At 51.1% G+C, this 13,660-nt stretch carries 20 protein-coding genes; 4 read left to right on the top strand and 16 right to left on the bottom strand.

Annotated elements, in window-relative coordinates; translation table 11 throughout:
- Window positions 1-12 precede the first annotated feature (12 nt).
- The 8 genes from JYE49_RS15085 to JYE49_RS15050 all read right to left on the bottom strand — a co-directional run bounded on the left by JYE49_RS15085 (window position 13) and on the right by JYE49_RS15050 (window position 5,284).
- Window positions 13-501, bottom strand: a complete 489-nt coding sequence (locus JYE49_RS15085) for a DEAD/DEAH box helicase family protein (RefSeq protein WP_093956798.1) — start codon at window positions 499-501, stop codon at window positions 13-15.
- A gap of 27 nt (window positions 502-528) precedes the next feature.
- Window positions 529-1,011, bottom strand: coding sequence for a GNAT family N-acetyltransferase (locus tag JYE49_RS15080; protein WP_179217282.1), 483 nt, complete (start codon window positions 1,009-1,011; stop codon window positions 529-531).
- 102 nt (window positions 1,012-1,113) lie between these two features.
- Window positions 1,114-1,698 (bottom strand): GNAT family N-acetyltransferase, encoded by a 585-nt coding sequence (locus JYE49_RS15075; protein ID WP_093956800.1) that lies wholly within the window; start codon window positions 1,696-1,698, stop codon window positions 1,114-1,116.
- A 182-nt stretch (window positions 1,699-1,880) separates the two neighbouring features.
- Window positions 1,881-2,651: an ABC transporter permease subunit gene (locus tag JYE49_RS15070; protein WP_093956801.1), complete on the bottom strand. Its 771-nt coding sequence runs from the start codon at window positions 2,649-2,651 to the stop codon at window positions 1,881-1,883.
- Window positions 2,648-3,547 (bottom strand): ABC transporter ATP-binding protein, encoded by a 900-nt coding sequence (locus JYE49_RS15065; RefSeq protein ID WP_093956802.1) that lies wholly within the window; start codon window positions 3,545-3,547, stop codon window positions 2,648-2,650. Before JYE49_RS15065 ends, JYE49_RS15070 begins: the two co-directional genes overlap by 4 nt.
- Complete coding sequence (locus JYE49_RS15060; protein WP_093956803.1) at window positions 3,547-3,750, bottom strand: PLDc N-terminal domain-containing protein; 204 nt, start codon at window positions 3,748-3,750, stop codon at window positions 3,547-3,549. The genes JYE49_RS15065 and JYE49_RS15060 overlap by 1 nt, the downstream gene beginning before the upstream one ends.
- 66 nt (window positions 3,751-3,816) lie before the next feature.
- Window positions 3,817-4,542: a MerR family transcriptional regulator gene (locus JYE49_RS15055; RefSeq protein ID WP_093956804.1), complete on the bottom strand. Its 726-nt coding sequence runs from the start codon at window positions 4,540-4,542 to the stop codon at window positions 3,817-3,819.
- Window positions 4,543-4,687: 145 nt separating this feature from the next.
- Window positions 4,688-5,284 carry an HD domain-containing protein gene (locus JYE49_RS15050; RefSeq protein WP_093956805.1) on the bottom strand — a complete coding sequence of 199 codons (597 nt, stop codon included), beginning with the start codon at window positions 5,282-5,284 and terminating at the stop codon, window positions 4,688-4,690.
- 175 nt (window positions 5,285-5,459) lie between these two features.
- Here JYE49_RS15050 and JYE49_RS15045 point away from each other — a divergent pair, with 175 nt between their 5' ends.
- Window positions 5,460-6,110, top strand: coding sequence for an HAD family hydrolase (locus JYE49_RS15045; RefSeq protein WP_093956806.1), 651 nt, complete (start codon window positions 5,460-5,462; stop codon window positions 6,108-6,110).
- 65 nt (window positions 6,111-6,175) lie between these two features.
- On the opposite strand, the gene JYE49_RS15040 is transcribed toward JYE49_RS15045, so the two are convergent.
- The 3 genes from JYE49_RS15040 to JYE49_RS15030 all read right to left on the bottom strand — a co-directional run bounded on the left by JYE49_RS15040 (window position 6,176) and on the right by JYE49_RS15030 (window position 8,711).
- Complete coding sequence (locus JYE49_RS15040; protein ID WP_093956807.1) at window positions 6,176-7,060, bottom strand: MerR family transcriptional regulator; 885 nt, start codon at window positions 7,058-7,060, stop codon at window positions 6,176-6,178.
- An 81-nt stretch (window positions 7,061-7,141) separates the two neighbouring features.
- The gene (locus JYE49_RS15035) at window positions 7,142-7,654 is read right to left on the bottom strand and encodes a GrpB family protein (RefSeq protein WP_093956808.1); all 513 of its coding nucleotides are present in this window, start codon (window positions 7,652-7,654) and stop codon (window positions 7,142-7,144) included.
- 28 nt (window positions 7,655-7,682) lie between these two features.
- Entirely contained in the window at window positions 7,683-8,711 is a 1,029-nt protein-coding gene (locus JYE49_RS15030) for a S66 family peptidase (protein WP_093956809.1), read from the bottom strand.
- A gap of 201 nt (window positions 8,712-8,912) precedes the next feature.
- Here JYE49_RS15030 and JYE49_RS15025 point away from each other — a divergent pair, with 201 nt between their 5' ends.
- Genes JYE49_RS15025 through JYE49_RS15015 form a run of 3 tightly spaced genes read left to right on the top strand, consistent with a single transcriptional unit; the run spans window position 8,913 to window position 10,280 of the window.
- Window positions 8,913-9,623, top strand: a complete 711-nt coding sequence (locus JYE49_RS15025) for an SDR family NAD(P)-dependent oxidoreductase (RefSeq protein ID WP_093956810.1) — start codon at window positions 8,913-8,915, stop codon at window positions 9,621-9,623.
- The gene (locus JYE49_RS15020; protein ID WP_093956811.1) at window positions 9,620-9,901 is read left to right on the top strand and encodes a DUF503 domain-containing protein; all 282 of its coding nucleotides are present in this window, start codon (window positions 9,620-9,622) and stop codon (window positions 9,899-9,901) included. The genes JYE49_RS15025 and JYE49_RS15020 overlap by 4 nt, the downstream gene beginning before the upstream one ends.
- A gap of 19 nt (window positions 9,902-9,920) precedes the next feature.
- Window positions 9,921-10,280, top strand: a complete 360-nt coding sequence (locus tag JYE49_RS15015) for an arsenate reductase family protein (RefSeq protein ID WP_093956812.1) — start codon at window positions 9,921-9,923, stop codon at window positions 10,278-10,280.
- A gap of 63 nt (window positions 10,281-10,343) precedes the next feature.
- Here the strand turns inward: JYE49_RS15015 and JYE49_RS15010 are convergent, their stop codons facing one another.
- From JYE49_RS15010 to JYE49_RS14990, 5 genes are all read right to left on the bottom strand, one after another.
- The gene (locus JYE49_RS15010) at window positions 10,344-10,706 is read right to left on the bottom strand and encodes a PspC domain-containing protein (protein WP_283399346.1); all 363 of its coding nucleotides are present in this window, start codon (window positions 10,704-10,706) and stop codon (window positions 10,344-10,346) included.
- Window positions 10,633-10,956, bottom strand: a complete 324-nt coding sequence (locus JYE49_RS15005; protein ID WP_179217283.1) for a hypothetical protein — start codon at window positions 10,954-10,956, stop codon at window positions 10,633-10,635. Before JYE49_RS15005 ends, JYE49_RS15010 begins: the two co-directional genes overlap by 74 nt.
- A gap of 10 nt (window positions 10,957-10,966) precedes the next feature.
- Entirely contained in the window at window positions 10,967-11,896 is a 930-nt protein-coding gene (locus JYE49_RS15000) for a carbohydrate kinase family protein (RefSeq protein ID WP_093956813.1), read from the bottom strand.
- Between the two features lie 15 nt (window positions 11,897-11,911).
- The gene (locus JYE49_RS14995; protein WP_093956814.1) at window positions 11,912-12,781 is read right to left on the bottom strand and encodes a hypothetical protein; all 870 of its coding nucleotides are present in this window, start codon (window positions 12,779-12,781) and stop codon (window positions 11,912-11,914) included.
- 76 nt (window positions 12,782-12,857) lie between these two features.
- Window positions 12,858-13,592, bottom strand: coding sequence for an NAD-dependent protein deacylase (locus JYE49_RS14990; protein WP_093956931.1), 735 nt, complete (start codon window positions 13,590-13,592; stop codon window positions 12,858-12,860).
- Window positions 13,593-13,660 lie beyond the last annotated feature (68 nt).

Raw genomic sequence — 13,660 nt, 5'->3', positions numbered from 1 at the left:
TATATTCCCGGATCAGGATCTGTTTATATGCTGCATCATTTCTTTAACGATATCCCCGATCCGCTTGTGATCGGTATCTATGACAATATCTTCGGAGCAGGGCGGCAGGTGAAGCCAGTAGTAATTCGTTTCCCCTTTATCGCCCCGTTTGTCGTGCCGTTCTTTCAGCGTTTCTTCCGAACAGGTGAGTGTGAAACCGATCACCTGGTAGTCTTTGGCGGTAATCCCGTTCAGGATTCCCTCGCGGATCCCAGGATCCGTCAGCACAACAGAGGTGAAAAACACATATTCAAAATCCGAATCCAGGTAGTTTGACAGGATAAAGGACATGCTTTTATCCCCGTTGCGCAGCCGCCTGTCTGTCACGGAGAACGGATGAACACACCAGCACCAGTCTCCGTCCAGATAGGCACTGTTGTCGTAGCTTTCGAACAGGCGGTCTCCGACAACCGTCTTTCCGACGCAGGGTGAACCGCTGATAAGGATCAGCTTTTTCTGCATACCTGTCTGCTCCTTGTGTCTTTATTGTTATGCATTAAACCGGAACAGCGGATCCCCACCCTCTTCCGTTCCGTACTGTACCATGCCGCCTTTTTCCATGGCCCGTTTTGACGCAGTATTGTCTTTATCACAGCCTCCGTGAACGCTCTGAAGGCAGAAATCTTCCGCCGCGATCCTCAGCAATTCCTTCACACACTGTGTTCCATATCCTTTGCCACGGTATTCCTCATCCAGCAGAATGAAGATCTCCGGTTCCGTATGGCTTGCCCGGCCATCCAGTCCGCACCACCCCATAATGGTTCCGGGATGATCTTTCCCGCAGACAGCAAGGCACAGATGATAGATGCAGCCCCTGGTGTTTTTCGCGTAGTTATCACGCATATAGTCAATCGCGCCCCGTGCCTCCGCTTCAGAAACAGGGCGATGATCAGACGGCCAGGTCCGGGCAACTTCCGGCAAATCTGCTTCTGTTACAGGATGAAGAATCAGCTGCTCTGTTTGATAATCCATCGGTGTTCCCCCGTTCATTGATATATCGTTCCGAAAAAAATTTGCATCAGTATATCATGATTTTTCAGGATCAGGAAGTAAAAAATGATGGAATCCGCCTTTTTATATCAGCGTTTTCTTCATCCGGATGGGATATCCGGATCCCAGGAAGCGCATCAGGGACGTTTTCTCATTTCTGTCAACCGTAAAGCCATGCTTCTCATACAGGCTGATGGCCGGCTGGTTGTTGGAAAACACATGCAGATAACATACGGAGTATTTCTTTTGTTTGAATACATCATTCAGCAGGGCAGACGCAACGCCTTTCCGCCTTGCCTCGCTCCCCGTCACAAGCACGTCAATATACAACTCATCCTGGAAACTCACCACCGGTTTTTGAAAAATGGCGTTCATCTGTTTGCTGATAATGGCGCCCTTCATTCTCCCGAAAAGCCGCACGCAGGTATCCAGGCGGAAATCGATTGGTCGTATTTCGTGTGTGGCAATTCCCAGCAGGCCCAGCACCTTTCCGTTTTCCACATAACACCTGAACAGGTTCGGGTGAAAGATTTCCAGCATCAGTTCTTTTTTCAGTTTTTCGTCCTTGGAAAAAGTCATCATGTGACCGAAGCCTTCCATAAACAGATCCACAGCCTGGCTTTTCTGTGTAAGCGTCAGGCGCGCATATTCCATAATCTCATAATTCATTACAGCAAATCCCTCCTCTGCGATATGAGTACCTTCATGGTATATCCGCAGAGGAGAACGTAAAAGGGAAACAGATTAAAAGAAGATGATATTTTGCTTGGAATAATGCCGTTCTGTTCCACACTGACACAAAAAGACAAATCCGGCTCACTGACGAACCGGATCCGTTTCAAATACAAGGATTACAATTGTTTTCTGTTAAAAACGGAAACGCTGACTGCAATACACACCGGTATCATCGCTGCTGCGATGACCAGCGGCACTGTATAAGCCTTTGGCTCCGCCATGCCGTATATCATGGATGTCCCGTCCATCAGCATCGTCGGCATAATCTTTTTCAGCCCGGAATAGAAGCTGAGCAGGTAGCAGCCAAGCACCACGCTGCCTGTTCCGGCCAGTACGCCTGTATTTGACCCTGCCATAGTGGAGAACAAAACCATCAGCGCGACAGCAAACAGCCCGAACACCCACCAGCAGGTCATGGAGAACAGCAGGTGCTGCATAATGGCGTTGTCCCAGAAAAACGCGGTATATCCGCAGGTGATTCCGGCACACAGCCAGTAGCAGATTGTCCACAGGAAAACCAGTACAACCGCTTTGGCAGCAACAACCTTATGGCGTTCCAGTCCTTTTGTCAGGGACAGCAGCAGGGTTCCCGTCTGGTATTCCCGGGTAAAGATGCTGCTTTCAATCAGGACAAAAGCGATTAACCCGATCGGCATATTCTTGAAAAACTGCACCCAGGAATCCATGGCGTTTACGGACACAGAGGTGAAAACCAGGCCGCTTCCGGCCAGGGAGTCCGCCATCATTTCCATCAGCCACGGCGTCAGCTTTGCGATAGCCGGACTCATAATACCAAGCACAATGAACAGGATGCCAAGGATAATCAGCTTCCCGGAGCGCCGCTGTTCCAGCATTTCCTTGTGGATAAAGGCAAGTAAAGATTTCATTTCTCCACCACCTCCACAAACAGGGATTCCAGCGTCGGTTCCACCCGTTCAATCTTCACAACAGGAACAGCCCGATCCGCCACAAAACGGAATACTTCTCCAGGAGCATAATCCTTTTCACTGAAAACCAGCTGGTTCTGTCCGGTCTGGCGGATATCCGGAAACGCCTTCTGCAGGGCATGCATTCCCTCCTCATTGTCTGTTTCCACCAGGTATTCATCGCGCCGGTATTGGGTCCGGATCTCCGACAGTTTCCCCTGGATATCCACCTTGCCCTCATGAAGCAGGGCAATATCGGTACAGATCCGCTCCACATCCGAGAGGATATGGGTGGAAAACAGCACCGTCGTCTGTTCCCTGACCGCCAGGAGCAGATCCAGGATTTCCTTCCTTCCCACCGGGTCAAGGGCGGAAGTCGGTTCATCGCAGATCAGCAGTTTCGGCCGGTTCAGCAGCGCCTGGGCAATGCCCAGCCGCTGTTTCATGCCCCTGGAATAGCCTTTGATGCGGTGCTTTTCTCCGTTCAGGCCCACCAGTTCCAGCAGTTCCTCACTGCGTTCCCTGTACACTTTTTTCGTCATCCCGGTGATCTCGCCGCAGAATCCAAGATATTCCCGCGCAGTCATAAAGGAATAGAATTCCGGCACGTCCGGCAGATAGCCGATATACCGGTTCGTAGCTGTCTGCCCGTAGACCGCCTTTTCCCCGTTCACCAGGATTTCTCCCGCGTCCGCTTTCAGCAGTCCCAGGATCGTTTTCATTGTCGTTGTTTTACCGGCGCCGTTCCTGCCGATAAAGCCGAATATGCTGTGTTCCGGAACCGTCAGGTTCAGCCCTTTCAGCACCTCTTTATCACCGAACCGTTTATGCAGTCCGGTGATCTGCAGCATCTCCATTATGCTTCCTCCCGGCCGAAGGCAAAATAGAGAATCGGCCCGACGAATCCCATCAGCGCAATGCAGATGATCAGCCAGAATTGCCTGGTTCCGCGCTTGTAATGATGATGTGTCAGGATGTGATACAGCGCGTAGCCTAGCAGCAAAAACTGTACAACAATTAAAGGGATCAGAAACGGAAGGTATTCAGTTATATTATTCATATGTTTATTCTCCTCAATCTTTTCAGCGGCACGAATGCCTGTTCCTGACCCGTGTCAGGCTCTTCTTCATTTGGCAGTCCCGGCCCATGTTTCCACACAGTAGCCGTGGTGTCCGCACTTCACACAGGTCAGTTTCCTTGTCTTCGGCGTATGCCTGGCCCAGAACATCTCTTTAAAGGCCGGCTTGAACACCTCATGGCACTGCGGGCAGATATATGCTACGCTCCGGTAATAGTACCTGCTGATCGTAACACCGTATATAATTGCCACAATAGCCCATACAGGGAACAGCCACCAGATGCCCTTGAAAATCCACAGCAGAATAGCTGCCCATTGCAGGATGGATACAGGCAGTCCGGTCAGGAGCATATTCCTGTGTACTGCGCTCAGTCTCTTCTTGTTTTCCATAATGGTCGCTATGTCACCGATTGAATCAATGGAGAATGTTGCAGTATTTTTGATTTCCTTTTTCAGTTCTTCCAGCCGGTTCATCTGCTCCTGGCGCTCACCGATTTCCTCCCGCAGCACCTGTTCCTGCTGCTCCAGGAAAATGGAAATCACGCTGCCCGGATCTTCTTCCTCCAGCAGCTTTCCGATGGTATCCAGGGACAGTCCCGTATCCCGCAGGAAACAGATGATCTTCATCCTTTTCAGGTCATCTTCCGAATACAGTCTGCGCCCGCCCTCGGTTAACGCGCTGGGAATCAGGATTCCCTTCTGATCATAGAACTGAACGGTACGAACCGTAACACCGCAGGCTTTCGCCAGTTCTCCGGTGGTGTATTGTGACACAGCTTGTTTCCTCCTTTCGGGGCCAGATTAGCATGTGACGCAGCGTCACAAGCAACACCTGACGTAAGGGGATTTTTTTATTTTTTCTTCAAAATCGAGGATTTCTGCCAATTTGTCTTCTGGCAAATCGTTTTTCGGCCAGCGTTCATTCCTGTTCATCCTGATCGCAGCCAAGAACAATCTCAGTGATCATCTGATATCTTTCACGGAATAATCCTTTTGTTCTTTCACTCAGCTCATTATAGTCTGCCTCAAAAGCCATTTTCATTCCTTCCCTGACCTTGTTCAGCGGAACGTTGTTCCTGCTGAAAGCGGAATTAAACAGCATGGGAATATTATCAAAGTGGGCCAGGATATCCGCGTCGCACACACATAGCTCTTCGATATTGGCCGCGTTTTTTGAACTTCTGTGATGCAGCACACATCCCAGTACCCGATCCTTAACGTCTTCCGGGCAGGAAAACCGGTCCAGGATCTGATCGCTCAGGATCTTCCCGTTCAGGTGATGGTCTTTTCTGTCTCCGGCCTTTTCAATCAACGCAATATCATGCAGCAAGGCGCCCAGGGCAACAATGGTCTCATCCGCATGATACTGTCTCGCCAGCTTCATGGCCTCTTTATATACATACCGGATATGTTCATTCCAGAAATCATAATGATCCTCCGAATCCCTCTTGTAGGCTTCGGATCTGTCCATCACATACTGCCTGATTTCTTCTGTCAGTCCGGTCATCATGATCATCTCTTTTTCGTATAATTCTTTTGTTTTTTATATTTCCTGATTCATCTTACGGTTCCCATCATACCATGAATGCAATCACCCGTAAATGCGGGCATTGTTCATTATTCTTGCCACTTTTCATTTCATATAGTATCCTTTTCATCGGCTGAAAGCATTATTCATTATCGGAGGAAGCATGAACACACGGGTTATCATTTTTGACTTCGATGGAACCCTGGCAGATACCCGGGAAGCCATTATCACCGCCAAGCAGGAAACTGCCCGGCAGCTGGGACTGGTCATGGCTTCGGAGCAGGAGTACGCCTCCACAATCGGACTTGCCACCAAGGTGGGGTTCCACGTTATATACCCGGAGCTGACCGACAGCATGCTCGATCAATGTGTATCCACGTACAGGAAACTGTTTGATGAAATCCGGGCACAAAATCCGCCCGTATACTTTCCCGGCACGGACAAAGTCCTTGCCCGCCTGAAGGAGAAAAACATTCTCTGTACCATAGCCACCGCCAGAAACTCCTGTACCCTCCACGAAATGCTGCGGTTATGGAAACTGGATACCTGGTTCTCTTACATCCTATGCGCGGAAGACACGGCTCACCTGAAGCCGCATCCGGAACCCGTCCTGAAAACACTGAAGGAACTTTCCTTCCAGCCGGAGCAGGCTCTGGTTGTCGGCGATATGCCCGTGGATATCGGGATGGGGAAAAACGCCGGAACCTGCACCTGCGGCGTCACATACGGCAATTCTGACAGGGATGCACTGATCCGGGCCGGAGCCGATTTCATCATTGACAGCATCGAAGAACTTCCGGATATCCTGAAATAAAACTATCCAGATATAAAAATATGAGACTGCGGTAATCCCGCAGTCTCTTTTGATACTTGTTCCTGTTATCTCCGGTACAGGGCAAAGTGGTTGATCCCGTCATCGCTCAGGCAGGTCTTGCAGGTCATGCCGCCTTTCATGGCGTCATACCGTGCCGCCATCACCGCCAGCATCATGGTTGCAAACCCGGGATTATTGGCCGCACTGTCCTTGCGGATCCTGAACAGGAAGAAGTTTTCTTTTCCGTCTCCCAGGTTCGGAAGTTCCTGGATCCATTCATAGATATGCTCCCAACCGTCCCGGGTCATGACCTTTTTAGCGTCAGCCGGTATATCCTTCTCCGGATTGGTTCCTTCCCGTGCCAGGATCATATTCTGGGCTTCATCGAATGTGCCTTCTTCCATTTCTTTGACAACATTCATCAATCCGTCAATGGCCTTGTCGTCCGCCATGGCGGAAACGTCCACGCCATCCTCCTTGCACTGGCCCAGCCAGTCTGCCAGCACCTCATGCACCTTGGCGATGATCTCATTCTCTTTCTCCTGATCAAGGCCGAATTCTTTCCAGAGTTCAGGATTGCTCACCTTGTTTTCCACAAAACCGAGCACTGTATTGACCATCTTCTGCATATCCATTGCTTCTTCGAGATATGACTGCTGTATTTGTTTGATTTTTTCCAGTTTTCGTTCCTGCTCCCGGATCTTTTCCTCAAACGCTTCCATCAGGAGAACATCATTTTTCCCAAGCAGGTTCTTGATCTCCTCGATGGAAAAATCAGCCTGCTGCAGGTTCTTGATCTTCACAAACTGTATAGCCTGCTCTTCCTCGTAGTACCGGTATCCCGTCCACGGGTCCACCTTGGCCGGGGTCAGCAGTCCGATACGGTCATAATAGCGCAGCGTCTGGGTATTGCATCCGCAAAGCTTTGCGAATCCCTGGATCGTGATCATATCTCTTCCTCCTCACCCGCAGGCTATCATTGCAGTTCAGTGCAAGGTCAAGCACCTTTTTAGAAAAAAGTTTTAAATCTGTCAGATCCCGATTTTCCGGTAGATTCCCTCAATAAAGGGCGACTTATGTTCAATATATCTGTCAATATCATGCGGATACAGTTCCGCTCCCTCTTCCTTTACCCGGCTGTACTCATGCACTGCCTCGGGATGGGAACGCAGGTAATCCCGGAAAGCGATATGCCGTTTCAGTTCAGGTGAATCCAGCGGACAGACATACAGGTGATGATCCCGCAGGTGCTCTTTTCCCTCGTATCCGAAGGCTTCACGTCCGGCAATACCGTAATTACCCTCGTGCCTGTAGCCGATCCTGCCCAGGGCTGCTATGACTGCTTCCAGCATGGATTCATCCCGGATCACGACGTCAATGTCGATAATCGGCTTGGCAGATAAGCCCGGCACAGACGTACTGCCCACATGCTCAATACGCAGCGCCAACCCGTCCAGTGCTTCCTGAAGTTCTGCCTTGATTGCCGTAAAATCCTGTTTCCACTGCGCGTCATACGGCAGAACAATGATCGTTCTTATACCCATTCAAATCAACCTCCTGCGCAGTTCCACGTCATTCCGCAAACCGGATTATCTGTTTTCCGGTATCCACTGTCGCTTCCACGCCAAAAGGCATAATGCACCTGGGCATCGCGTGCCCGATGTTGATGTTGAAAACAATTGACAGCTCCGGCTTCGCAATGACTTCCTTCAGCAGCTGTTTGTATTCCTCCGCGTAGGTTTCATCCATCGGTTTTCCGGCCAGCACGCCGTTCACCGCGTCAAACACGCCTCTTTCCTTCAGGTACTCCAGCGACTTCCTGTATTGTTCAGGCGTCGGCTTCTCTTCGCTTGATTCCAGCAGGATAATCCGTCCCTTCCAGTCCTCCGCCTCCGGGAACAGATGATACTTCTCGCACAGCACCGGCATATCTGCATACCGGTCACCGTTGAATATGTCATACATTGAATCGATACACCCGCCGAGGATCTTTCCGGAGAACACAGGTGACCCCTGCAGCAGTTCAAACCCCTGATTGGGATGAGCGGGTGTCCGGGTACCCACCTGGTCCGGAGAGAAGCGGACCCGCTCCTCATACCACACATCGCTGGGGGTAATCTCCCGGATCGTTCCGGTGGTGATCAGTTCTTCAAAATACTTCCGGGTATAGGGATGCATTTCCGGTGCAAGTTCACACAGATCGCAGAGAAATGCCTGGCCATAAAAAGAACGGAGACCCACCTTATGCAGCATCAGGTGATTGATCGTCGTATCGGAAAACCCGAGGAATATCTTGTTGCTTATCGTCTCTGCCAGCTCATTGTTTTCAAACAGATACGGCAGCATACTGTAGGTATCGTCCCCGCCGATGGCACACAGGATCATGTCGATCTCCGGATCCCGGAAAGCTGCCAGCATATCCTCCGCCCGCTTTTCCGGATGCGCCTTCACGTATTCCAGTCCTTTGCACGCATTCGGCATCAGTTTCACATTCAGGCCGTATTCTTTCAGCCTCTTCAAACCGATTTCCACCTCAAACTGAACAAACGGCTCGCCGATAATACCGCTGGACAAGCTCACAATTGCGACATTCTTCACCATTTTTCTCATCTCCCCGCTCTGCTGTTCGTAAAATATTGGGGGCATTGTATCACGAATTCATCCTTCAAACAACCATTTTTTCTTTGGCCGCAGCCACTCATTTTTAAGTTTTAAGTTTTCAGTTTTAAGTATTCATTTAGGATACTAGAATGCTATAATACAACCATCATCAACCCAAATACTACTCGGAGGCTTTCCCCCATGCGCGCATATGAAGGAAAAGTGGTTGTTATCACCGGCGGAGCCCATGGCATCGGCAGGGCAACGGCGGATGCCTTTATCCGGGAAGGTGCTGTTGTCCATATCATCGATAAGCAGCCCGGTCCCTGGTTTACGGGGGACATCTCCGCCCGGGAAACCCTGGAGCGTTTTGCCGAATCTGTTGTCACGGAAAGCGGGCATGTTGATGTACTCGTCAACAACGCGCTTCCCCTGATGAAGGGCATCAACGAATGCTCCTGGGATGAGTTCTCCTATGCGTTGGCCGTCGGCGTCACCGCTCCCTTCTATCTGACCAAGCTCCTCGCACCCCATTTCGCTCCCGGCGCTTCCGTCATTAACCTGTCCTCCTCCCGTGACCGGATGAGCCAGCCGCAGACGGAAAGCTATTCCGCGGCCAAAGGCGGAATCGCCGCCCTGACCCATGCCATGGCTGTCAGCCTCGCCGGAAAAGCCCGGGTCAACAGCATATCTCCCGGCTGGATTGATACCACCGGCAGTGAGCTCGCCGGTCCGGACGCCCTGCAGCAGCCTGTCGGCCGGGTCGGCAAACCCGATGATATCGCGGAGATGATCCTGTTCCTCTGTTCGGAAAAAGCGGGTTTCATCACCGGGGAGAATATCTGTATCGACGGCGGCATGACGAAACTGATGATTTATCATGGAGAAAACGGATGGACTTATCAGGAATGAAAATCGCAGCCATGACCTTTCGCCTGCGTGCGTCATGGGTCCGCAGCCTGAAGGAAAAGCGGATGATCGTCAGCAGCCTGGTCTCGAAGCTGCAGAACCGTTTCCATGTTTCCGCGGCGGAAATTGACGATCAGGACACCCATCAGATCATCATCATCGGTCTGGCAGCTGTTGTCCCCCACAATGCGTTTGCGGACAGCCTGATGGAATCCATTTCCCTTTTTGTGGAGGAAAACTGTGATGCCGAAATTCTTGAGGAAATACGGGAAATAAGATAATCACAGGAGGAAAAAAGGAATGCTCAAAGTCTATTGCTACAGCCGGTGCACCACTTGCCAGAAAGCCCTGAAATGGCTGGACAGTCACGGAATCAAATACACCCTGACTGACATCAAAACAGATCACCCGGATGAAAAGGCTCTCCGCGAATACTATGCCATGAGCGGTCTTCCGCTGAAGCGTTTCTTCAACACCAGCGGTATTCCATACCGGGAGCTGGGGCTTTCCGCCAAACTGCCCTCCATGTCAGAAGATGAGCAGCTGGCTCTTCTGGCCACGGACGGAATGCTGGTCAAGCGTCCGCTTCTTGTCGGTGACGGTTTTGTTCTTACCGGTTTCAAAGAAGAGGAATGGAAAGCAGCCCTGCTGCAAAAGTAATCCGGAACAAGAAAAACAGGGACAGCGGCTTGCGTCGTTGTCCCTGTTTTCATTCTGTTCGCATCAGAACGTCCTGTGGTTTTCGTTCTGCGGATAGTATTCTTCTTCGGTTTCAGTGGTTTCTTCCTCTTCCTCGTCTTCTTCCGTGTCATCACCGGTGGGGAAGATAAGGGCGCTGACAATGTAAGCCAGCAATCCGGTACCCCAGCCAAAGAACATGAGCATAAATATCAGCCGGACAATTGTGGAATCCACCTTCAGGTATTCCGCGATACCGCCGCAGACGCCGGCGACTTTCTTGTCTTTCGTGCTCTTATGAAGACGGCCTGTGATCTTACCGCGGTTTCCGTTTTTATTGCTGACGATCGTCTGATAAATAAAATAGCCGATCGCAAGACCTGCTGCCAGTGACATAACTGTACCCATTTGCTTTTTCCTCCTTCAAAAACCTGTCCCGGTTTCCCGGTACCGACACAGGATAGCAGAAAATCCACCGATTGAAAACACCCGGATCGGATAAATACAGGACATTTTTTTCTTTTTCACACTCCCAGGCTGTCATTCCGAATGAAAGCGCAGCCGTAATTGAGGAATCCCTTATTAAGAATTCCGTCAGGAATTCACATTCAATTAACGAAATCGCTTCCGCTAATTCGGAAGCGATTTTTTCTGCCATTTTTCATTCTTCATTCTTCATTTTTCATTAAAAGCAGAACCTGTTCCCTGTTCTTCAGCGCTGTCCCTGCGCCTGTCGCTGTGGTACAGATTGCACCGCAGGCGTTGGCAAATTTCAGTGCATCCTCAACAGCTGCTCCCCGGAGGATCTCCGACATAAATCCCGCCGCAAAGTTGTCTCCCGCGCCGGTAGCATCCACTGCCTGCACATTGCATGCCGGCAGTCGCAGCGTCCCTGTGCTGTTCTTCAGCAGGCAGCCTTTGCTGCCCAGCTTGATGATCACATGCTTTACACCGTACCCCAACAGGACGTCCGCCATCTCCTCCGGCTCATCCTTCCCCGTAAAGTGTCGTGCTTCATCTTCATTGGGAGTGATGATATCGATCAGCTTCAGGGAGTCCCGGATATCCTCCAGTCCGAGAACCCGGAAGTTCGGCAGCTTTGTATCTGCCAGCACCAGCTGTCCCGCTTCCTTTGCCCTGCTCACCACCGTGTAAATGATGGACGGATCGTCAAAAGGTGCCCGGAACAGGGATCCCAGGATCAGCGCCCTGGCGTCTGTAAACAACTCCGGTTCCTTTTCCGGATGGAAATTGAACCGATGTGCCTGGTTGGTGATGGATTTTCGGCTGCCGTCAGCCCGTACAAACATGGTAGTCACCGGAGTGGCATTCGTTCGCACAATCAGTTCAGTGTCCACGCCGTTCTTCCGCAGCTCATCCAGTACGATCTCTCCTGCCGGATCGTTGCCCAGGGCGCAAAGAATCCCCGTCTTCAGTCCCAGTTTTGCTGCGGCAATCGCTTCATTCACCGCCTCGCCGCCGGCATTCAGGCTTCCCGATTCCGCCACATAGCCGGATGCGGATACAGGTTCCGGATTAAAGCCCCGGATAATGGAATCCACCAGCGCCATTCCGATGCAGATCAGATCGTATTTCATGCTTTCCCTCTTTTGTCAGCCGTTTCCGCCGATACCGGCAATATAGAAGATTTCCTCAACCACGCCTGTCACTACATTGATATAGACCCAGTAGTATCCGTCCTTTTCCTTATACCTGAGCTGGCCCGGAATCTTTGCCTGATCGTTCTCAGCCAGCATGATATTCGCCATATAGCAGGGAGCACCATGGAACATATAATATTCGGTATCCTCGTCTTCTTCGCCGTCTTCCCCGTCTTCTTCAGTCAGCGTATTGACGTCCACCAGATTTGTTGCCTGCTCATCCGTCAGTTCAAAGGATACCCGGATCCCCTCCATCGCGATCCGGGTCATCTCCTCCGCAGAAAGCGCAGCTTGCTCCCGCACATTTTGATATCCGATCTCATCCCAGATACGTTCATCCTCCGGCACTTCAAACAGCTCAGAAAAGTCTGTGATGCCGTGTTTCCGATTGATTTCCTGTATTTTTTCATCAAACTGGGATGTCTCTCCGGATTCCTGATTCATCAGCAGCATTTCCAGGATCTGTTCATTGCCCCAGGCATCCGCATTCATCCCGCCGCTGGTATCCTCTCCGTCATGGCTCCAGGTAATTTCAGTCACCTTTCCGTTGTCCACAACCACCTTGTAGTTCCCCAGCACAAAACCCCAGTCCTCAATGCCCCAGTATTGCACCACAAAGCGGCCGTTTCCTTCATCTGCCGTGTTGCGATTGAAATACTCCTGGGTCAGCAGCGTGATACCGTATTTCTCTTCCATTGCCTTGTCCGCAAGACGTGAGGCTTTTTCCCTTTCAGAAATAATCACTTCTCCCGCCGTGGCTGTTGTCAACAGCATGGAAACCGCCAGCAGGATCAGGAGACCGGTTCGGATCATCTTATTCATTGTCTTCCTCCATTCTTTATTCAGATTAACGAATCATTTCACTGAATAAAACGGATCAATCCATTCTGACGTTCCCTCAGGGGCACCGCAGCTGTCCCATGATCTCCGCCACGTCCCCATGCAGCACAAGCGTTGCCTGCTCCTCCGCCGGAATCGGCTCCCGGTTGATCACCACCAGGTTCTTTCCCCGGAAATGATCAAGGAAGGATGCTGCCGGTTCCACTGCCAGGGAAGTTCCCGCCACAATCAGCGTATCCGCGTTGGTAATCTCCCGGATTGCGCCGATGCATACATACTTCGGCAGGGATTCTCCGTACAGCACCACACTGGGCTTGATCACACCCCCGCAGTCCCTGCAGCGGGGAATGCCCTCCGCTTTCAGGATTGTCTCCATGGGATAATATGCCCCGCAGTCCATACACTCATTTTCGTGTACGCTGCCATGAATCTCATATACCCGGATATTCCCGGTCGCCCTGTGCAGACCGTCCACATTCTGCGTCACAATACCACGCAGCTTATCCATCAGTTCCAGCTCATACAGCTTCCGGTGTGCGGCGTTGGGCTTTGCGTCCGGATACAGCATATGCTTCCGGTAATAATCAAAGAACTTTTCCGGCTGCAGGTAAAAGAAAGATTTGCTCAGGATCATCTCCGGGGAAAGGCCGTCCTCTTCCTCCGTGTACAGTCCATTCGCGGATCGGAAATCCGGAATTCCGCTGGCCGTGGATACCCCAGCCCCGCCGAAAAACACAATCCGGCGTGACCGGTCGATGATTTCCTGAAAAGCCCTTATTCCCTCGGAATCCACTTCTTCTGCCTCCGGTGTTTTGTTGCTTATTGCTTCATTTCCCAAATTATACCATCCATACAGCCTGA

The sequence above is a fragment of the Aristaeella hokkaidonensis genome (assembly GCF_018128945.1).
In the GTDB taxonomy this organism is placed as follows: Bacteria; Bacillota; Clostridia; order Christensenellales; family Aristaeellaceae; genus Aristaeella; species Aristaeella hokkaidonensis.
This window is presented reverse-complemented; position numbering and strand designations above follow the sequence as displayed.